The 19,508-nt window shown below is 55.2% G+C and carries 18 protein-coding genes; 5 read left to right on the top strand and 13 right to left on the bottom strand.

Features of this window, described 5'->3' with window-relative positions:
• Positions 1–2: 2 nt before the first annotated feature.
• The 9 genes from fliN to fliF form a co-directional block, all read right to left on the bottom strand.
• The gene (gene fliN / locus ACOTY9_RS04890) at positions 3–416 is read right to left on the bottom strand and encodes a flagellar motor switch protein FliN (protein WP_014884399.1); all 414 of its coding nucleotides are present in this window, start codon (positions 414–416) and stop codon (positions 3–5) included.
• Positions 413–1,417, bottom strand: coding sequence for a flagellar motor switch protein FliM (gene fliM, locus ACOTY9_RS04885; protein ID WP_014884398.1), 1,005 nt, complete (start codon positions 1,415–1,417; stop codon positions 413–415). Before fliM ends, fliN begins: the two co-directional genes overlap by 4 nt.
• 4 nt (positions 1,418–1,421) lie before the next feature.
• Entirely contained in the window at positions 1,422–1,892 is a 471-nt protein-coding gene (fliL, locus tag ACOTY9_RS04880; protein WP_014884397.1) for a flagellar basal body-associated protein FliL, read from the bottom strand.
• A gap of 106 nt (positions 1,893–1,998) precedes the next feature.
• On the bottom strand, positions 1,999–3,228 hold the full coding sequence (fliK, locus tag ACOTY9_RS04875) for a flagellar hook length control protein FliK (protein WP_348565401.1): 1,230 nt from the start codon (positions 3,226–3,228) through the stop codon (positions 1,999–2,001).
• On the bottom strand, positions 3,225–3,668 hold the full coding sequence (gene fliJ / locus ACOTY9_RS04870) for a flagellar export protein FliJ (RefSeq protein WP_014884395.1): 444 nt from the start codon (positions 3,666–3,668) through the stop codon (positions 3,225–3,227). Before fliJ ends, fliK begins: the two co-directional genes overlap by 4 nt.
• Before the next feature lie 21 nt (positions 3,669–3,689).
• Positions 3,690–5,060, bottom strand: coding sequence for a flagellar protein export ATPase FliI (gene fliI, locus ACOTY9_RS04865; protein ID WP_179121031.1), 1,371 nt, complete (start codon positions 5,058–5,060; stop codon positions 3,690–3,692).
• A complete protein-coding gene (gene fliH, locus ACOTY9_RS04860; RefSeq protein ID WP_248196888.1) occupies positions 5,060–5,767 on the bottom strand; it encodes a flagellar assembly protein FliH in 708 nt (235 codons plus the stop codon). Before fliH ends, fliI begins: the two co-directional genes overlap by 1 nt.
• Positions 5,760–6,758, bottom strand: coding sequence for a flagellar motor switch protein FliG (gene fliG, locus ACOTY9_RS04855; RefSeq protein ID WP_008500327.1), 999 nt, complete (start codon positions 6,756–6,758; stop codon positions 5,760–5,762). The genes fliH and fliG overlap by 8 nt, the downstream gene beginning before the upstream one ends.
• Complete coding sequence (fliF, locus tag ACOTY9_RS04850) at positions 6,751–8,430, bottom strand: flagellar basal-body MS-ring/collar protein FliF (RefSeq protein ID WP_023330812.1); 1,680 nt, start codon at positions 8,428–8,430, stop codon at positions 6,751–6,753. Before fliF ends, fliG begins: the two co-directional genes overlap by 8 nt.
• Before the next feature lie 228 nt (positions 8,431–8,658).
• On the opposite strand from fliF, the gene fliE reads away from it, so the two are divergent.
• Positions 8,659–8,973, top strand: a complete 315-nt coding sequence (gene fliE / locus ACOTY9_RS04845; RefSeq protein WP_013097729.1) for a flagellar hook-basal body complex protein FliE — start codon at positions 8,659–8,661, stop codon at positions 8,971–8,973.
• 72 nt (positions 8,974–9,045) lie between these two features.
• Positions 9,046–9,459, top strand: coding sequence for a lipoprotein YedD (yedD, locus tag ACOTY9_RS04840; protein WP_014884390.1), 414 nt, complete (start codon positions 9,046–9,048; stop codon positions 9,457–9,459).
• Between the two features lie 93 nt (positions 9,460–9,552).
• On the opposite strand, the gene amyA is transcribed toward yedD, so the two are convergent.
• The 4 genes from amyA to fliD are packed head-to-tail and all read right to left on the bottom strand — an operon-like array spanning position 9,553 to position 13,344.
• The gene (amyA, locus tag ACOTY9_RS04835) at positions 9,553–11,040 is read right to left on the bottom strand and encodes an alpha-amylase (RefSeq protein WP_248196882.1); all 1,488 of its coding nucleotides are present in this window, start codon (positions 11,038–11,040) and stop codon (positions 9,553–9,555) included.
• A 52-nt stretch (positions 11,041–11,092) separates the two neighbouring features.
• On the bottom strand, positions 11,093–11,467 hold the full coding sequence (gene fliT, locus ACOTY9_RS04830; RefSeq protein ID WP_063861512.1) for a flagella biosynthesis regulatory protein FliT: 375 nt from the start codon (positions 11,465–11,467) through the stop codon (positions 11,093–11,095).
• Entirely contained in the window at positions 11,467–11,877 is a 411-nt protein-coding gene (fliS, locus tag ACOTY9_RS04825) for a flagellar export chaperone FliS (RefSeq protein WP_014832470.1), read from the bottom strand. The genes fliT and fliS overlap by 1 nt, the downstream gene beginning before the upstream one ends.
• 15 nt (positions 11,878–11,892) lie before the next feature.
• Complete coding sequence (gene fliD / locus ACOTY9_RS04820) at positions 11,893–13,344, bottom strand: flagellar filament capping protein FliD (protein WP_248196881.1); 1,452 nt, start codon at positions 13,342–13,344, stop codon at positions 11,893–11,895.
• A 380-nt stretch (positions 13,345–13,724) separates the two neighbouring features.
• Here fliD and ACOTY9_RS04815 point away from each other — a divergent pair, with 380 nt between their 5' ends.
• The 3 genes from ACOTY9_RS04815 (at position 13,725) to ACOTY9_RS04805 (ending at position 19,507) form a co-directional block, all read left to right on the top strand.
• Positions 13,725–14,561, top strand: a complete 837-nt coding sequence (locus ACOTY9_RS04815) for a flagellin FliC (protein ID WP_013096009.1) — start codon at positions 13,725–13,727, stop codon at positions 14,559–14,561.
• Between the two features lie 164 nt (positions 14,562–14,725).
• Positions 14,726–16,144 carry a hypothetical protein gene (locus ACOTY9_RS04810; protein ID WP_063861511.1) on the top strand — a complete coding sequence of 473 codons (1,419 nt, stop codon included), beginning with the start codon at positions 14,726–14,728 and terminating at the stop codon, positions 16,142–16,144.
• Between the two features lie 27 nt (positions 16,145–16,171).
• On the top strand, positions 16,172–19,507 hold the full coding sequence (locus ACOTY9_RS04805) for a methyltransferase domain-containing protein (RefSeq protein ID WP_348565402.1): 3,336 nt from the start codon (positions 16,172–16,174) through the stop codon (positions 19,505–19,507).
• Position 19,508 lies beyond the last annotated feature (1 nt).

The raw sequence follows: 19,508 nt of genomic DNA, 5'->3' as shown, positions 1-19,508 counted from the left end.
ACTTATCGGCTCAGACGACGCATACGTTCAGACGGGGTGATGATGTCCGTGATACGCACGCCGTATTTATCGGCAACCACCACTACTTCACCCTGGGCAATCAGATAACCGTTGATCAGAATATCCAGCGGCTCACCCGCCAGACCGTCAAGGGCCACGACGGAACCCTGCGTCAGGCGCAGCAGCTCTTTAATGGTCATCCGGGTGCGTCCCAGTTCAACGGTCAGCTTGACCGGGATGTCCATAATCAGGTCGATATCCTGCAGCGTGCCGCTGACGTCACCGCCGCCGAGTTGCTGGAATACCGCATCCGCTGCGCTTTTCGTTGGGGTCGCTTTTTGTTCGTTTAACGCGTCAGCCCACAGATCGTCCAGTGCTCCGCTGTTTTCATCGGACGGATTGTTCATGTCACTCATTTGGGCTGTTCCTCATTCAGCGAATTCAAAATCGGGTTGATCAAGTGCTCAACGCGTAACGCATACTGACCGTTAATCGTGCCGTACTGGCTTGTCAGCACGGGGACACCATCCACATGGGCAATAATGCGGTCGGGTTTGTCTATCGGCAAAACGTCGCCGGGTTGTAATTTCAGGATCTGGGATAACCGCATTGAGATGTCGGCAAAGTTAGCCACCAGCTCAAGCTGTGAGTGCTGGACCTGGCGAACCAGATTTTCACGCCAGTTCTGATCTTCGTTGCGTGAGTTTTCCAGCGGCGGGTTAACCAGCAGCTCGCGCAGCGGTTCAATCATGCTGAACGGCAGACAGATATTGAACTCGCCGGTCAGGTTACCGATCTCAACGTGGAACGGCGTGTTGACGACGATATCGTTCGGGGAGGTGGTGATATTGGTAAACTTCACCTGCATCTCGGAACGAACGTATTCCACTTCCAGCGGGTTAATCGCTTTCCACGCGTCGCTGTAGGACTCCAGCGCCAGCTTCAGCATGCGGTTGATGACGCGCTGTTCGGTGTGGGTGAATTCACGACCTTCTACTTTGGTCGGGAAACGCCCGTCGCCGCCGAACAGGTTATCCACCGCAATGAACACCAGGCTTGGCGAAAACACGACCAGACCGGTGCCGCGCAGCGGCTTCAGATGAATCAGGTTAAGGTTGGTTGGCACCGGCAGGTTGCGGGCAAACTCGTGATACGGCTGAATGCGGATCGCACCGACCGTGATATCCGGGCTACGACGCAACAGGTTGAACAGCCCCATTCGGAACTGACGTGCAAAACGTTCGTTAATGATCTCCAGCGCCTGCAGACGTTCACGAACTACGCGGCGCTGGGTATTCGGATCATAGGGACGAATATTGTCGTCACCCGTTAGGCCCGGTTGCGGATCATCGTTTTTATCGCTGTCGCCGTTGAGCAGCGCATCGATTTCTGCCTGAGAAAGAATACTGTCGCCCATGTCGTTACCGCAGAATGAAGGCTGTATACAGAACGTCAGTGACTTCCTGCTTAGGTTGACCGTTTACCAGCGGGGTGGCCAGCGTCTCTTTGATGGCGTCGACCAGCTTTTGCTTACCCACGTCGGTGGCCAGCGCGGAGGCGTCCTGACGAGAGAACAGCAGCAGAAGACGGCTACGCACTTCCGGAAGATAATCATTCAGGCGCGCGCGAGTGGCTTCATCCTTCAGGCGCAGCGTAATACCGACATACAGCACACGATCCGCATCACCGAGGTTAACGGTGAAGGTGTCCAGAGGGAAAAAGACCGGCGCCGGCGGCGGTGCGGGTTCGGCTTTGGCGGCAGCGGTTGAAGGTTCCTGCTGCATACGCCAGTAACTATAGCCCGCGGTAGCGCAGGCGGCGAGCGTGATCAACACCAGCAGCGGGATCCAGATGGAACGCTTACTTTTTTTGGTGATAGCGGAGTCTGTCATCTGATACGAGCTTCCTGTTTCGGTACAGCTTAATAAGGTGATTATCCCGTGTCCTGCCGTCGTCAAAGCGTGGAAAAGACGGGGATAATCACGCTACCTCTGGCGTTTAGGCGAAGATGTCTACGGCGCTGTTACCGCGCGCCGCGGATTGCAGGGCGGCAGGGGTGGGCAGTAGCTCCTCGCTCTCTTCATTAAATCCGCCGTTGTGACCGGAACGTGAAGCCTGATGCTGCTGCGATGAGGATTGCTGTTGCCCGGCAAAGCTTTCGCTGCTGACGCTGCTCTGAGAGAGCTGAATACCGTTCTCTGCCAGTGACGTCCGCAGGACAGGCAGTGCCGCTTCCAGCGCCGCGCGCACGTGGCTGTGTGCCGAGACCATCTGCAGCTGCGCCTGGTTATCATCCAGTTTAAGCGAGATTTGCACCTGGCCCAGATCTTCCGGGTACAGGCGCAGCTCCGCAGTCTGTTGCCCCTGCTTAGTGAACAGCGTGATGTGCTGGCTCAGGGACTGCTGCCATTCGTGAGTACCCAGCGGCTGGCTTAACACCGGCGCGGTGGCAACGGTGGCGGCAGGCTGGCTGGTGGCATGACTGGACATGATCGGCGCCAGGGTAGCCGTGGGTGAGGATGATGAAGAGGAACTGGCGAATTCCTGCTTCTCTGCCGCAGCGGCCACGACCGGAGTGACTGGCGCAGTGGCGGAGAGATCCGGGCCGTTGTTTTTCGCCTGACTCTGATAAGGTGCGGAAAGCTGCGCTTTATCGTGGTCTCCCGCTGCCGCGTTCAGGGGGGAGTGGCCCGCTGCGTTTGGCGAAAGCGTTGCTGAACTCAACGTTGAGGTTGCGGAAACGCCGTTACTGCCCGCCGCGTGAGGCGTGCTAGTCTGCTGGTGCGGCAGCATTGCCATCAGCGCGCTTAATCCGGCCAGCTCTTCTTCGCTCAGTTCGCTTTTGCTGTCATCCTTGCTGTTGGCCGCATTGAGCGTTTTCAGGGCATCGCCCTTTGACAGCGGCACCAGCCCGGAAATCAGGGTTTCAGGTGTGGCAAGCTGCGCCGTTTCATCGCCACTCAGGGCTGGCTGACGCGCGAGCAGGTCGGCAATTTTGGCCTGCAGCGCGGTATCGCCTTTGGTGTCCTGAGCGACTTTTGACAGCTTACTGCCAGCGGCTTTCAGGTCAGCCAGGGTCAGCGGCGCATCTTTGCCCTTGCCCGTCGCGTCCGTCAGGGCACCCGTCAGCAGGGAGAGAAAGTCTTGCGCACCGTCGGTGCCTTTCCCTGTTTGCATCCCGCCCGACAGGTCGCTGTCGCTCATCAGCAGTTGTTGCAGTGTGATCATTCCGGTTTCCTCATTGATGCGCGCTGGGCAAACTCATCCATTTTTTTCTGATCCAGACGGTTTTCCGCCAGGGTCGCGGCTGCGATCTGCCGGTCCTGTAAGGTTTGCCAGGCCTGCAGCCGCTGTTTTTTCTCACGCCAGAAATTCAGCGCGGTATCGACTTTTTGGGTCCACTGGTTAAGCTGCTGGCGGTGCTGCTCTATCGCCTTCTCCAGCGTCTGGATAAACTGCTGATAGTTAATCCACCGCTGGCTTCCAATGCCCTGGGTCATATCGGTATTGAGGTTGGTGCGATACTCATGCTGATAGTCGATTAACATCTTCAACTGTTCTTCAGCCTGCTGGCACCCGCGTCGCATTGCACCAAGCTGCAATGCGGCATCATCAACTTCTTTTTCAGCCAGATCTTTCAGCGTTGATAACGCGCTGTTTTGCGCCATGACCTTCGCCCTCCACCTGTGTTACACCTGCGGGAAAATCAGTTCCAGAGCCTGGATTGAATCTTCCCAGTCGGCACGTTCAAAAATGCCCTGTTGTAAAAACGCCTCCAGCTGCGGCCACAGGCTAATCGCTTTGTCGAGCATAGGATCGCTGCCTTTGGCATACGCCCCCACGCTGACCAGATCGCGGTTGCGCTGGAAGCTGGAGAGGAGTTGTTTAAAGTTACGCACGCGGGCGTAATGCTTCTCGGTGATCAGCGCCGTCATTGCGCGGCTGATGGATGCTTCAATATCAATCGCCGGGTAGTGTCCGGCTTCAGCCAGACGACGCGATAACACAATATGACCGTCGAGAATGGCGCGCGCGGAGTCGGCAATCGGGTCCTGCTGGTCATCGCCTTCGGTCAGTACCGTATAAAATGCAGTGATGGATCCGCCGCCGCTGATGCCGTTCCCTGCGCGTTCAACCAGCGCAGGAAGTTTGGCAAAGACCGAAGGCGGGTAGCCTTTGGTGGCTGGTGGCTCACCGATTGCCAGCGCAATTTCGCGCTGCGCCATCGCGTAGCGGGTGAGGGAGTCCATGATCAGCAGCACGTGCTTGCCGCGGTCGCGGAAATCTTCGGCAATACGGGTGGCGTAGGCGGCACCCTGCATACGCAGCAGGGGGGACACATCCGCCGGGGCGGCGATAACCACTGAACGGGCGCGACCTTCCGCACCCAGAATGTTTTCGATGAAATCTTTGACTTCACGGCCACGCTCACCGATCAACCCAACGACGATCACGTCGGCCTGGGTATAACGCGCCATCATGCCGAGCAGGACCGATTTACCCACGCCGGAGCCGGCGAACAGACCCATACGTTGTCCGCGTCCTACCGTGAGCAGGGCGTTAATCGGCCGTACGCCGGTATCCAGCACATGCTCGATAGGGGTACGCTGCAGGGGGTTAAACGGCTGGGTGATCAACGCCCCGGTTTCGGTGGTGTCCGGCGCGGGCAGGCCATCCAGCGGTTTCCCGCTGCCGTCGAGCACGCGGCCGAGCAGGGCCGGACCAAGCGGCAGCTGTTTCCCGCTTTGCAGGCCGTCGCCGCTGATGTTTTTCGCGTAGACGCGGGCGCCGGGGAGAATACCTTCCACCTCTTCAAGCGGCATCAGGAACAGTCGCTGACCGTTAAACCCAACCACTTCGCTTTCGACTTCACGCGTTTCCGAGCCATCCTGACGCTCAATCACACAGGTTGCGCCCAGCGGAAGCTGTAGGCCGGTGGCTTCCAGTACCAGACCGGTCGCGCGCGTCAGTCGTCCATAACGACGAACGGATGGCAGTTGCGCCATCTTCGTCTCAAAGTTGTCGAGCGTGTTGAGCCAGCGGGTGAGGCGTGCGGTCATCAGACGACTCCCGGTGCCGCCAGACGGCACAGTTCCTGCCAGCGAGTGGCGACGCTGGCATCCAGGTCACCTTCGTCGGCAGAGACTTTGCAGCCGCCGTGGTGTAACGACGGATCGCCGCGCAAACGCCAGCCGTGCAGGCTGAGGGTTGCCCCCAGACTCTCTTCAACGCGCTGCAGATCGTCCGGGTGAACGCGCAGCTGCGGTTTGCCGCTGAACAGCGGCTCCTGCTGCAAAAGCCCCTGAATCTGTTTGATCAGCGCCGTGTTATCCACCACAGGCGTCTGGCCAATGACCTGACGCGCAGCTTCCAGCGCCATCTGCATCAGACGGGACGCAATCACGCTGTCCAGCGCGTCCAGCGTGTGCTGGAACTCGCTGACCAGCTGCTGCATGCGGGCGTGGATCGGCGCCTGCTGCTGACGCGCCTGGTCGATACCGTGCTCTAATCCTTTCGCCAGACCTTCCTGATAGCCCAGATCGTGACCTTTCTGGCGGCCTTCATTCAGGCCGGCATTGTAGCCCTGCTCATGCGCCTGCATTTGCAGCTGCGCCAGCATCTGCGCCTGCTGCTCCTCCTCGCTCAGCTCGGGCTGTTCGACGTCGACGTCAGGCTCTGCGGGCGAGACCTTCGCGGGCGTGAATTCCGAAAGGGGAGGGGCCAGATCGTCTGGCGTCCAGCGCTTCCACGACAGCTCATTAGACATAGGTGTCGTCTCCGCTGCCAATCACCATCTCGCCGGTTTCCGCCAGACGACGAACGATAAGCAGGATGGCTTTCTGTTCGTTCTCCACCTGAGACAGACGAACCGGGCCGCGGTTGGCAAGGTCGTCGCGCAGGATATCCGCCGCACGCTGAGACATGTTGCGCAGGAACTTCTCGCGCAGCGGCTGTTCGGCACCTTTGAGGGCGATAAGCAGCGATTCGGAGTCCACTTCCTGGAGCAGGCGCTGGATGCTGCGATCGTCCACTTCGACCAGGTTTTCGAACAGGAACATCTCGTCGATAATTTTCTGTGCCAGCTCGCCGTCGAATTCGCGAACCGCGGTAATAACCGCTTCTTCCTGCTGCGTTTTCATCAGGTTGATGATTTCCGCCGCCGTTCTCACGCCGCCCATTTTGCTGCGCTTGAGGTTCTGACCGTCGAGCAGGTTGTTCAGTACTTCGGTCAGCTCCGCCAGCGCGGCCGGCTGGACGCCACCGAAGGTTGCGATACGCAGCATCACATCGTGACGCAGACGCTCTTCGAACAGGGCCAGAATATCGGCTGCCTGACCCCGTTTGAGGTGGACAAGGATGGTGGCGATAATCTGCGGGTGCTCGTCGCGAATAAGGTCGGCGGCACTCTGCGGCTCCATAAAGTTAAGCGTTTCGATCCCGCTGGCGGTATCGCGCGTTTCCAGAATGTCTTCCAGCAGGCTGGCGGCACGCTCTTCGCCCAGCGCTTTGACCAGGACGGAGCGCAGGTAGTCGTTGGCGTTGACGTTGAGCGCGGCAAACTGTTCGGCTTCCTGCTCAAATTCCGACAGCACTTCGGTCAGCTGTTTATTGGAGATCTGACGCACGTTGGCCATGGCCGCACTGAGGATTTGCACTTCCCGCTGGGAGAGGTGCTTAAACACCTCTGCCGCGCGGTCTTCGCCAATGGTCATCAGCAGGATGACGCTTTTATCGGTGCCTGTAAGCGTATTACTCATGTTCGTTACCCATCCACTGGCGGATGACCAGCGCCACGACGCGCGGATCGTTATCTGACATTTCGCGAATGCGCTGGCTCATCACTTCGGCGCCCATGCGCTGGTTAGCCCGACGCTGCTGCATCTGCTCATCTTTGCTGAGGCGAACTTCAACCGCTTCTTCCGTTTCCTGACGCGTAGACATCTGTTCGCGAGCGGCTTTTTCTGCTTCAGCACGACGCTGGAGCTGTGGACGAACGCCCTTACGCCACAGCAGCCACGCGACAATCAGCACCAGCAGCCAGCGTCCAGCGGACATCAGCTGGTCGATAAACGCCTGCTGTTGCCAGAACGGCAGTTCACCGCCGGTCTCTTCAACCGCGTTGAACGGCGAGTTCACCACGTTAAGGGTGTCGCCACGCTTCTCGGAGTAGCCCATCGCTTCGCGGGTCAGGTTTTCAATCTGCTTCATCTGCTCGGCGGTTAACGGCAACGGTTTGCCATCCGCCAGCGTTTTGTAGTTCACCACCACCGCAACAGAGAGACGCTGAATATCGCCCACGTTGAGTTTAGTGTGGCGGATCGTCCGATCCACTTCGTAGTTCGTGGTTTCGTTACGGCTACTGGTGCGTGGACCGGCGTTACTGGTCGTTGAGGTGGTCTGCTGATTATTTTGCTGACCGTTCTGCTGATTGGCCGGCGGCGTGGAAATCGGTGCCGCGTTTGCCGGAGCCGGCTGGTTAGAGAGCGCACCCGGCACGCCGCCAGGGTAGGCGCCGCCCACCTGTTCGCTGGAGTTGATCTGACGCGAGCGCATCACCGCCTGAGCCGGATCGCCGTTCGGGCTGTATTGCTCTTCGGTTTGTTCTTTATTAGAGAAGTCAATCTGCGCGGTCACCTGCGCATGCACGTTGCTGTTACCGACAACCGGGCCGAGGATCGCTTCAATGCGACGCTGGAGACGGTTTTCTACGTCTGCGGCATATTTCAGCTGCGCGTCGTTCAGGTCACGCCCGGCGGTATTGGATTGGGTCAGCAGGTGTCCGCTTTGATCGACCACCGTCACGTTACCCGGTGGCAGACCGGCGACGGCGCTGGAGACGAGATGCGTCACCGCGCTGATTTGCCCTTCGTCCAGCGCGCGGCCAGGTTCGAGGTTCACGGTCACGGAAGCTGAAGGGGATTTCTGTTCACGAACAAATAAAGAAGGCTTAGGCATCGCCAGATGCACACGGGCACTCTTCACCGGGCCTAACGTTTCAATGGTGCGGGCCAGCTCACCTTCCAGCGCACGCTGGTAGTTCACCTGCTCGCTGAACTGGCTGATACCGAACTTTTCCTGATCCAGCAGTTCAAAACCGACCGCACCGCCCTTCGGCAGGCCCTGCTGAGCCAGACGCAGACGCAGCTCGTGGACCTTATCAGCAGGCACCTCAAGGGCACCGCCGTTATCGGCAAAGCGATAAGGGATGTTCATCTGGGTAAGCTGGGTGACGATGGCACCGCCATCCTGATCGGAAAGGTTGCTATAGAGCGTGCGGTAATCAGGGCTTTTTGCCCATAGAACCATCGCTACAAGGATCGCAATAGCGGCAGCGCCTGCCACGATCAACGGGATTTTAGGATTCGCGCGAAGGCGGTTCATCCACTCGAGTGATTTATTTTGCGGCGCTGTCGATGCTGTTGCACTCATTGCGCACCTCTTAAATCCTGGTGGTTTACGTTATTCGTGTAGAGAAACAAAACTGACTCCCGGGTCGGCAAACACGACAAAAGTTCCATATTGATGGCCCTGCCATTATTTGATGATTCCGGATTTTCTATGCGTCAAATAACCTGGTTTTTTCACGCTATTTACCGCCATTATCTTATTGACAAGCTGTTAGTCTTGACCGCGTAAAAAACCATCCAGGGGAGAGTCATGGCTATACAGGGCATTGAAGGGGTAATCAGTCAGTTACAGGCAACGGCGATGACGGCCCGTAATCAGAATGTGGCAGAACAACAGCCGACCATCAGCTTTGCGGGGCAACTGCATGCCGCTCTTGACCGTATCAGCGATACCCAGACCGCGGCGCGTACCCAGGCGGAGAAATTCACCCTCGGTGAGCCGGGCGTGGCGCTGAATGATGTGATGACCGATTTACAAAAAGCTTCGGTTTCCCTGCAGATGGGGATCCAGGTGCGTAACAAGCTGGTATCGGCGTATCAGGAAGTGATGGGGATGCAGGTTTAAGCCTTTTATCTTCGCTGGCAGCCGCAGCGCTTTAATGCCACAATATTTTTTTCTTCGAAAGCAGGAAAGATGATGAAAAAAATAGCAATTGCTGGCGCGCTGCTGGCACTGACCGGGTGCGTACAGGTCGATAACTATCAGGATGTGATCAAGCATCCTGTCCCGGCGCATCTGGCGGGATACTGGCAGTCAAAAGGACCGCAGAGTAGCCTGGTCAGTCCTGAAGCGATTGCCACGCTGGTGGTGACCGAAGAGGGCGATACGCTGGACTGCCGCCAGTGGCAGCGCGTGATTGCCGTGCCGGGTAAAATCATGCTGCGTTCAGACAGCTACTACAACGTTACCCGCAAGCTGGATATCTATCCGCTGGAGCGCGATGGCGCGACGCTTGAGTATGACGGGATGGAGTTGCAGAAGGTTGACCGCCCAACGGTGGAATGTACTGATTACCTGAGCAAAAACCCGCTGGAGAGTAAACTACCGTAGCCGTTTGTTGCCGGATGGCGGCTTCGCCTGGCCCGGCCTACAAAAGTACCGTCCCGTAGGCCGGGTAAGCGTCAGCGCCACCCGGCATTGTTTCTACAGCGCATCTTCTATTACCCAAACGCTGACACTCCCTCCATTACAGGTAAAGGTGCCTTCGCCATCTGCCGCGGTGGTGACCGTTTCTTCGCGATTGCCGAGGAAATCACGCCACGTTTTGTCGCCGTAATTTTCCCCAAGACAAATCACTTTCTCGCCGTCGTCGCCGTTCGACATCACTACCACACAGCCGGGATCGTCTTCCGTACCGCTGCGGCTGAAGGCGATGCAGTTAGGATGGTCAAAAAACAGGGTCTGCACGCCGTGGGCAAAACGCTGCCGGGCGAGGATCAGTTCGTGAAGCTGCTCAATGACCGGCATGTCGATGTGGTAGGTCTCGCCGTCTCCACCCGTATCGTCATAGCTCGCCCCGAAGAGATCCGGATAAAACACGCTCGGCACGCCGTTTTCCCGCAGCAGGATCAACGCATACGCCAGCGGTTTGAACCAGGCTTCGACCGGTGCCTCCAGCGCCTGCAAAGGTTGGGTGTCGTGGTTAGCGACGAGAGTGACCGCATGGAACGGATCCGCCTCCACCAGCGTACCGGTGAAGATCTGGCTCATGTCGTAATCCCGCCCCTGACGAGACGCTTCGTGGAATTTCATCTGCAGGGGAGCATCAAAGAGCATGGTTTTACCGTCGACCTGGTCAATATAGGCCTGCAGTTTATCCACCTCATGGGACCAGTATTCCGCCACAATAAACAGCGGCTGGTCAGCGACGTCCTGGACGTGCTCAATCCACTCTTTATAAAACCAGGCGGGAATATGCTTGACGGCATCCAGACGAAAACCGTTGCAGCCCGTTTGTTCCATGACCCAGCGGGCCCAGTATTTGATCTCTTCGGTGACCGCGTGATTGCGAAAATCAATATTCTCGCCCATCAGATAATCGAAGTTACCCATCTCATCATCAACCTGATCGTTCCAGCCTTCGCCGGTGTAGTCGTTGACGATTTTAAAGATGCCGTCTTCATCCGGGTTTTCAATATGGTCCACGCCGCTGAAGCATTTGTAATCCCAGACGAATTGGGAATATTGCCCGGCACGGGCAGGGAAGGTGTAGCGGGTCCAGGCTTCACACTCAATGATTTCATCATCAATTTGCGTGCGGTCCTGCTCGTTCACGCGCTGAACGCGGACAGGTTCTTTCTCGTCTGCCCCCATCTTGTGGTTCACCACGACGTCCAACAGCACGGCGATATCATTGCTTTTCAGCGCCTCTATGGCCTCCAGCAGCTGCGCTTTGTCACCGTATTTCGTGGCGATACTGCCTTTCTGGTCAAATTCGCCGAGATCGAAAAGATCGTATGAGTCATAGCCAACCGAATACCCGCCGGACGCACCTTTATACGCGGGGGGAAGCCAGATCATATTGATGCCGATTTCATTAAGATTAGGGGCTAACGCCGTGACTTCGCGCCACAATTCACCGCCAGCAGGGTAATACCAGTGAAAACATTGTAACAGGGTGGGGTTTTTCATCGTCCGTGCTCCAGAAGCCATTTGGCAGACTTCTGGAGTATGGTTGAAGAAATCATAATTGTGTGTCGCGGGTCAAACTTTCTGGATAAAGAATATTCCCTGACAGCTTTCCATAGGTTGACGTGATGGATTGCTGTTTACCGGTTTGATCAATGAGGCTGCGCAATTCCTCCATGCGTGTGGCAAGCAGCATTTTGAGCTCGGTCTCGTTTTGCAGAACCTTCTCGAGTAGAAAACGTGCCTGCTCGATCTGGGACGGATGTGCCTCGGATATAGGGTTTTTGGAGATATTCTCTACCAGCTGAACATAAGAAATCTCCAGCGTAATGAGCTCGTCCCAGAGACCGGAACGAGCATGTTTTAGCATGGTAAGGCTGAGGTTATAGAGGGCCTGCCAGTTATCAAGAGCGGACGCTGGATTATTCATCAATAGATATCCTGAGAAGAAGGACCATTGGGACCAATTTGTTTCCACGCATCCGCAATGTTATTGAGCAGCGCTTCGACCTCTACAATCGCTTCCACGTCGTTACGCAGATTTGCATGCAACAAACGTCTGACCATGTACTCGTACAGCGCGGCAAGGTTGCCCGGTAATTCACTGTCGATGTCCATATTCAGACCGGCTTTTAAACCATTATCGATAATATTGATTGCCTTTGATAAGGCTTCACCCTTTTCGGTGATTTTGCCTTCGTCCAGGAAAAGCCGGGCGCGGACAAGGGCACTCAGTGCCCCGTCAAACAGCATTACGACAAGTTGATGCGGACTGGCGCTTAGCACCGCGCTTTCCAGCCCGACCTGCTGATAAGCTCGGGCGCCATTTTGTGCATACATATACGTTCCTTACGACTAAGAACTAAATTGTTGTTTGAGGTAGGTGGCCGTGTTATTCAGTTTACTCATCATGGTATCAAGACTATTGAACTGGGATTTATAACGGGCCATCGTGGCTTCGATGCTCGCTTCCATTGCGTCATAGCGCTTATCAAGGGTCTTCAACGTGCTGTTGATACCGTCAGTGGCGCTTTTGATGATCCCTTCTTTGCCGGTGGTCGTACTCAGCATGGTGGTCAGGGTTGCGCCCATCTGCGTGGCCAGACCGGTTGTTTTGCCATCGCCGACAAAGTAGGCCTGTACCGCTTCCGGGCTGTCGGTCAGTGCTTTTGTCAGTTTGGCATCGTCGATTTTCAGGTTACCCATTGAGCCGTCAGCACCCACGGTAGGATCCTGGGTAATACCCAGCTGGGCCATGATCGCGTAAGAACCAGACTGGACGACGGTTAACATATCGCGCAGCTGTGACTGCACAGAACGCACGGTGTTATCGCCCAGCAGTGCACCGTTGCTGGCAGACTGATCAGCACCAGCTTCCACCTTCACATATTTGGTGATGCTGGCGATGGTCGACTGCAGGGAGTTGTAGGCGGTAACCCAATCCGTGACGGCTTTTTTGGTGGCATCGGTAGAGCGGGTGACATCTAAATTTTCGCTCTTGGTGCTTTCTGCCTTCAGCGTGAGCGTCACGCCCGGCAGCGCGTCATTAATCGTGTTTGTAGAACGTTCAATGTCGATGTCGTTGATGGTGACCACAGCGTTCTGTGACGCGGTTTGTTGCTTCAACGCGCCGGTATTCGTCGCTGAATCGTAACTGATAATGCCTTTTAAAGTGTCGTCACCGGTCACCGTCACCGTCATGTCATTTGCAGTGCCGGTGGTTTTCGAGGACAGCATCAGCGTGTACTCGTTGTCCTTCGACTTCACTACCGTCGCCGTGACGTTGCCGTTGGCCTTGTTAATCGCGCTGGCAATGCCGTTCAGGCTGGTGTCGCCGTCAGCAAGATCGACAGTCAGCGGTTTGGTAGTGCCTGGCTGGCTGATAGTGATGGTGCGGGTTGTGCCGGTAGTCGCTCCCAGCTGCGCGGTGGCACTGGTCTGGACGGCAGAGGTTAATACCTGGGCTTTCGCCAGCGATTTAACCTGCACGCTATAGGAACCTACCGCTGCACCGGCCGTGGTCGTGGCGCTAAAGGCGGTGTTAGTCGAGCCAATAGACGCCGCGTTCCAGGTATCCGTTTTTCCCAGGGCTGCAGTGGCGGTATTCAGCGACGTCATTGCGCTTTGCAGCTTACTGAACGCGCTCAGCTGGGCATTATAGGAGGTCTGCTGATTGGTAATGGTGTTCAGCTTGGTTTTTTCAGCCGTTTCGAGATTGTTATACAGTGTTGCCAGATCCAAACCTGAACCTACGCCCAGACTCGTAATAGTCGCGCCTGAAGAGAGAGTAATTGAGCTACTCGCCATTTTTTTATTTCCTTTAGCCAATGGTAGTTTCAGGTAGTTATCGGCGACTTATGCAGATAGTTTACGTTTCAGGTAAAAAAATTATCGACTGAATAGCGCTCAACCTTACGGCCATATAGCACTATTGGCGCGTGAGTGGCATATATAAAAGAAAAACGCGTGAAGAATAAAATGCGAAAACATTCCCTCAAAAATAGGGTTTTTGATGCCGGCCTGAGTACACTTTAATAACTATAAATTCATTAAAATCATGGTGTTAATAATTTTTTGACGAAATTTCTAAAGTCTTATTCAGACCCGTCGATAACTTTCATGACGGTGAGAGACGCCGTGAGTGTTAAGGCACCGACCCTAGAAACCATTTTTGAAGGAATTAAATTATGGCAGTTATCAATACTAACCTGTTGTCCCTGACCACTCAGAACAACCTGAACAAATCTCAGTCTTCTCTGGGCACTGCTATCGAGCGTCTGTCCTCTGGTCTGCGTATCAACAGCGCGAAAGATGACGCTGCTGGCCAGGCGATTGCTAACCGCATGACCTCCCAGGTTAAAGGTATGACCCAGGCGGCGCGTAACGCCAACGACGGTATCTCCCTGGTTCAGACTGCTGAAGGTAACCTGAACGAAATCAACACCAACTTACAGCGTATTCGTGAGCTGTCTGTTCAGGCTGCTACCGACACTAACGGTTCTTCTGACCTGACTTCTATCAACACTGAAATCAAACAGCGTCTGGCTGAAATCGACCGTATCGCGGGCGCAGCTAACTTCAACGGTAAGAAACTGCTGGACGGTTCCGTATCTACCGCGCTGAAAATTCAGGTTGGTGCAGGTACTTCTTCTAACGACACCATCTCTATCGACAGCAACGCGCTGATCAACGCCACCTCTGGTACCCTGAGCGCTGGCCTGAGCACTGCAATCTCCGATAACGCCTCTGCACAGGCTGTTATCTCTGCTGCTGACGCTGCAATCGCGAAAATCGATACTGCGCGTTCTAACATGGGTGCGATTCAGAACCGTTTCGAATCTACCATCAACAACCTGAACAACTCTATCAACAACCTGTCTGCTGCTCAGTCCCGTATCCAGGACGCTGACTACGCTACTGAAGTTTCTAACATGTCTCGCGCGCAGATCCTGCAGCAGGCTGGTACTTCTGTACTGTCTCAGGCAAACCAGGTTCCACAGGCAATGCTGTCTCTGCTGCGTTAATCGCTGCGCCTGTTTCGCAAAAGGTTGCTGGAAACAGCAACCTTTTTTTTTGCCCATCAGACAATCTCCGAAATAAGCCATTATTCCCGGGGGTGTTCCTTCCATTATCCCGGATATTCCCTTGTACGATGGGTAAGAATCGCAATCTTACTAAGAGAATCGGGATGAACAAGTTCGAGCGTACACGATCGCTGCATCAGTTTTACCGTGATGAATTTTCACGGTTAATTTTCCTGCCGGAAACGGATGCATTGCCTGCGCATATCGTTACCGAAATCCTGCATTATAAAAATTCCGATATTGTCACGCTCGAACCCCAGATCATGGAAGCCATGACCGATCTGGATGCAGACAAAGAACTCGCCGTGAAGCGCATGCTGTGCGCGATTGCTGCTGCAAATGCCGCGTTTGATTTTAAAAATGAAGGGAAACCCACGCCATTTTCGAAAGAGATGAGCGATACCATCACCGGCTGGGTGGTAGAGGCACTTCAACACGACAACAGCATTAATCTTCTGGTGGCGGGTATTCAGGTTTTCTTCCGTATTAACGAAATTGACGCCGCCTTATTCCTGATTTCAAACTACTACGCGGTGGTGAGTCCATCTCCAACCGTGATGAAAATATTACTGCTCGTGTGTCTGATGGAAGATGATTTTAATCAGATGCAGACGATTATCCAGCAGCTGACCGCTAATCCTGAACATATTGGTGAAGACGCGTTAACGATGCTGATGATCGTCACGGGCATTCATAAGCTGGGGGGCTGTCCCGAATCGTTCATCGATTTTTCCGCCCTGAAAATGCCTGATTATGAGCCTGATTTTTCGCACTACGAGTGGCTTCTTCCGGCGGAAGAAAACGGAAAAACCACGGTTCTGGTGGCGTGCGACAAACGTTATTACTTCGACCATGCCCTGACGCTGTTAGGTTCTGTCTACCACACCAACGGCGATCGGCTTAACGTTCACCTGCATCTTTATAATCCTGATGATGAAACTAAGGCGCACGTTAATTCGTTGCACCAGCGTTTTCCGGGCATGGTGATATCCGCGACGTCCGAAACCATTACGCCCGTTTTTGGTATCAACGTCTGGTACGCCTCAAGACGTTTTGTTTTCCTCAGCTATGCGCTGAGCGTATTCACTTCCCCGATCATGGTGCTTGATGCGGACTGTCTGGTGCGTAAGAACTGGTCAGATATTGAGCCACATCTCCCGAAGAGTGAGATCGTCCTCTCATACAGCAACGGCGCGCCACCGTGGGAGCAGGTGCCTGCGGGCTTTGTCTATACGATCCCGGGCACGCTTTCGCGTAAATACCTTTCGCTTGTCGCCACCTTTATTGACTGGAACTTACACCGCGGTAATGCGGAGTGGTTCCTTGATCAGGTCGCACTGTCGGTCTCTCTGGATGCCCTTCCGGCGATTGAACAGATGGCCATTCATCGCGAGCCGCTGGAGAAACTGATCGACATTCGCTACACCGATGACACGTTCAGTTGGACAGTGACCACGCAAAAATCAGGCGGCGAAGCGTACCAGAACTATAAAGCTGCGATGCAACAAACCTATTTTGGCTAACCACTGAACTCATGGAACTTTCTCTGTATGTTGTATCCAGATAATCGATTCACGCTATCGGGCCTGCAGGCCGCCGCTGCCCTGTATCAGTTTCCTGCCAGGGCGCCTGAGAATGCGCGCGTCCTGGATTTAGGCTGCGGGCAGGGGGATGTGTTGTTATCCGCTGCGCTGGCCTGGCCTGATTGTGTCGGGATAGGGATTGATAGTAACGAAGAGGCTGTTACAGCGGCGCAGAGGCAGGCGCAGCGTATGGGTATCACCAATATCGAACTGGTTGCGGCGGGTCTTAACGATCTGCTGAGCGTGTCGCCGGGTGAATTTGATTACATTCTTATTCGCGGGGACTTTATTCCTGCTGGCATGCCAGAGCGTGACGCGCTGTTGCAGTGGTGTCGTCGTCACCTGTCTGCCCATGGCATGATTGCCATCCACCAGACCTTTACCCCGCCTGAATCCGCAGCGCAATATGTCCAGGATGCGCTGGCCTTCCATGCACGTCTTGCGGGCCGGCCAGAAGAGCAGGTGGCGTTTGCTCGCGGCATGCTCAGCTATCTGGCACTGACCCAGCCGGAAGGCGAGATTAAACACCATGTGCTCGCGATGGAGCGCACTGACGACGGTACCCTTATTGAGAGCCTGGCAGGCGCCACCCATACCTCCGGACAGTTCATTCACTTCAATGATAGCCTTTCAGCCTGCGGGTTACGCTATGTGGGAGATGCGCTGCCGCAGTACGAAACGGGTGAAAGTTTTAGTGAGCAAATCCATCAGCTGCACGTTCTGGTCTCATCCGGGCAGACGTCGATTGCCGCGCAGCAATATCTCGATTTTGCCGTCAACCGTCGCGAGCGCGTCAGCCTGCTTTCCCGTGATGATGCCGTTGACGCGGCGGCGCTGGATTTTACCCGCTTAAACGCGCTGCACTGGGCCGGTGATTTCAGACGTTACCGCAACGATCGGGGTGAGGTTGTTAATGCTCACACCAACGCGGAAGGGAAGTTTTTCTCGACGCTTAATACCACGACCCTGCACATTCTCGATCTGCTTGGCGGTGCATGGCCGCTGAGCCTGTCGTTTGAACAACTGGTGTTCAACACCCGTCTTCCTGAAAAGGAGGAGGATGTCGCCCAGCGGGTGCTTGAGTCACTGAAAGATCTGTTTCTCAATCAAATTCCGGGGCTCTACTGGGCCGGTTCACCGGGGCCATACAATGTTCAATCGGAACGTGAACTTGCCTTCATTTCACCCCTTCAGGCTGGCGATGATGCCGACGTCACGCTTAATCTGTGGGGCGCGCGCGTCACTCTCAGTCTGGAAGAGCGTGAATTTGCGGTGGCAGGCATGGATGTCAATCAGGCCAAAAGCAGCACGCTTTTTTCGGCACTGAAAGCGAAAGGTCTGTTGAAAGGCTCCCCTGAAGCGTGGCGCAGAGCACAGCAGCATTATTTGCGGCCGGGGGATGTCGACTACTTCAAACGCAGCATCGATACGCTGTTGCTGCTTAACGTTGGGTCGCAGCAGGGCGGTTTACTTGCTGACGGGCAGATAATGGCAGGGGAGAAGGACGAACAGGACCCTGCTATCGATCTCATTTACAAAAATGTCAACGCCCTGATTGCTGCGGGGCTGGCTAAAGACGCGCGCGATTATATCCGGGGACAGATTGAAAACGATCCCCATAACCTGCATATGCTTCGCTGCTATTCCCGCGCAAGCCTGCTGATGGGCGACTGGGATGAGGCCTTATTGGCACTCGGTCAATTGATGAGCCGCTACTCTGCCGGGCAGGATATCTGGTTCGACCTGGCCACGGTGCTGCAGAAAAAGGGTGAGTTGCATTATTCAGCCCGCATCCTCCAGGCGCTGCTGCGGTTGAATAAAAATAACGCGTCATTCTGGAATACGCTGGCGGTGGTATATCACTCGCGTCGCAACATGGCCATGGCTGAACGCTGTGCCAGGGAGTCTTTGCGCTATAACGCCACGAACCCGCTGCATCTCGCGATGATGGGCATCATTCTAAGTGATAATCAGAAACTCACGGAAGCACGCTATTTCCTCGAGAAATCGCTTGAGTTTGCGCCGGGTGATTTTGACTGCTTCACCAGCCTGCTGTTTGTTCTGACCCACGATTTTTCCGTCTCGCCGGAGATGCTCTTTGAGCGCCATCTTGCCTATGGCGAGTTGGTAAGTGCCTGGGCGAAAAAATTCGACCTGGCACTGCCGTGGCAGGGCAGCAAGGATCCTGAGCGGCCGCTGCGCGTCGGCTTTGTGTCCGGCGATTTCCGCAACCACCCGGTTAGCCGCTTCCTGCGACCGTTCTGGGATGGAATGGACCGGAAACAGTTCTCCCTCTATGGCTATAGCACACTCGATAAAGATGATGCCATCACGGAGCACTTCCGTAGCACCTCGACGAAGTGGTTATCCGTTACCGATCTCAATAACGTTGAGCTGGCAAAACAGATCCACAGTGATGGGATCGATATTCTGTTTGACCTCTCGGGTCATACCACCGGGACGCGACTCCCTGCGTTCGCCTTTAAGCCTGCGCCGGTGCAAATCACCTGGCTCGGCTACCCGGGCACGACCGGGATGACGCAGATGGATTACCGCATCATCAGTACGGGGTTTGTCAGAAATGCGGCGATAGACGCGCAATTCACGGAGAAGTTGATTGCGATCCCACTCGATAACTTCTTCGAGCCGGATGCGTCCAGCCCTGCAGTCAATACGCTGCCAGCCCTGACGAATGGCTGGTTTACCTACGGTAGCTTTAACCGTCCAAAAAAATTGAACGATCGGGTGTTCGCGCTTTGGGCGCGTATTCTGCAGCATAACGCCACGTCACGTTTACTGATTGGTTTTATGGATGATGACGCGATGATCGCCCGCTACCGTAAAAAGCTCAATGCGCTGGGCGTGCCGGATGAACAGCTGATCTTCCGCAAAACCACGGGAATGGAGGCCTATCTTCATATGCATCATGAAGTGGATATGCTGCTTGACTCTTTCCCTTACAACGGCGGCACCACCACCAGCCATGGCATCTGGATGGGCGTCCCGACGCTCACCCTGGCTGGGGCAACGTATCCCGCCCGCCAGGGGCTGGAGATTATGCATATCTACGGGCTGGATGAATTTGTTGCAGACAGTCAGCAGGACTATTTCGACAAAGCCGTGCGCTGGCAAACCCAACTGAAAACCCTTAACGCCTTGCGCCAGAACATGCGGAGCACGATCCCACCGCAGGGGCAGAGCAATGTGGCGATTCCTTTCCAGCAGGCCCTGCGCGAGGCCTGGCGTAAATGGTGTGCTGATGAAGCACCTCATAGTTTCCGGGTAACAGGTACTGAGGATTAAC

This window comes from Enterobacter cloacae complex sp. SHL012, assembly GCF_049237505.1.
Taxonomy (GTDB): domain Bacteria; phylum Pseudomonadota; class Gammaproteobacteria; order Enterobacterales; family Enterobacteriaceae; genus Enterobacter; species Enterobacter kobei.
The sequence above is the reverse complement of the archived record's forward strand: the minus strand, read 5'-3'. Positions and strand labels throughout refer to the sequence as shown.

Excerpts from the sequence above, each read along its gene's own strand:
- fliL (WP_014884397.1), bottom strand. The coding sequence starts at position 1,892 with ATGACAGACTCCGCTATCACCAAAAAAAGTAAGCGTTCCATCTGGATC.
- fliI (WP_179121031.1), bottom strand. The coding sequence starts at position 5,060 with ATGACCGCACGCCTCACCCGCTGGCTCAACACGCTCGACAACTTTGAG.
- fliT (WP_063861512.1), bottom strand. The coding sequence starts at position 11,467 with ATGAATAATCCAGCGTCCGCTCTTGATAACTGGCAGGCCCTCTATAAC.
- fliK (WP_348565401.1), bottom strand. The coding sequence starts at position 3,228 with ATGATCACACTGCAACAACTGCTGATGAGCGACAGCGACCTGTCGGGC.
- ACOTY9_RS04805 (WP_348565402.1), top strand. The coding sequence starts at position 16,172 with ATGTTGTATCCAGATAATCGATTCACGCTATCGGGCCTGCAGGCCGCC.
- yedD (WP_014884390.1), top strand. The coding sequence starts at position 9,046 with ATGAAAAAAATAGCAATTGCTGGCGCGCTGCTGGCACTGACCGGGTGC.
- ACOTY9_RS04815 (WP_013096009.1), top strand. The coding sequence starts at position 13,725 with ATGGCAGTTATCAATACTAACCTGTTGTCCCTGACCACTCAGAACAAC.
- fliF (WP_023330812.1), bottom strand. The coding sequence starts at position 8,430 with ATGAGTGCAACAGCATCGACAGCGCCGCAAAATAAATCACTCGAGTGG.
- fliS (WP_014832470.1), bottom strand. The coding sequence starts at position 11,877 with ATGTATGCACAAAATGGCGCCCGAGCTTATCAGCAGGTCGGGCTGGAA.
- fliE (WP_013097729.1), top strand. The coding sequence starts at position 8,659 with ATGGCTATACAGGGCATTGAAGGGGTAATCAGTCAGTTACAGGCAACG.
- fliJ (WP_014884395.1), bottom strand. The coding sequence starts at position 3,668 with ATGGCGCAAAACAGCGCGTTATCAACGCTGAAAGATCTGGCTGAAAAA.
- ACOTY9_RS04810 (WP_063861511.1), top strand. The coding sequence starts at position 14,726 with ATGAACAAGTTCGAGCGTACACGATCGCTGCATCAGTTTTACCGTGAT.
- amyA (WP_248196882.1), bottom strand. The coding sequence starts at position 11,040 with ATGAAAAACCCCACCCTGTTACAATGTTTTCACTGGTATTACCCTGCT.
- fliD (WP_248196881.1), bottom strand. The coding sequence starts at position 13,344 with ATGGCGAGTAGCTCAATTACTCTCTCTTCAGGCGCGACTATTACGAGT.
- fliN (WP_014884399.1), bottom strand. The coding sequence starts at position 416 with ATGAGTGACATGAACAATCCGTCCGATGAAAACAGCGGAGCACTGGAC.
- fliG (WP_008500327.1), bottom strand. The coding sequence starts at position 6,758 with ATGAGTAATACGCTTACAGGCACCGATAAAAGCGTCATCCTGCTGATG.
- fliH (WP_248196888.1), bottom strand. The coding sequence starts at position 5,767 with ATGTCTAATGAGCTGTCGTGGAAGCGCTGGACGCCAGACGATCTGGCC.
- fliM (WP_014884398.1), bottom strand. The coding sequence starts at position 1,417 with ATGGGCGACAGTATTCTTTCTCAGGCAGAAATCGATGCGCTGCTCAAC.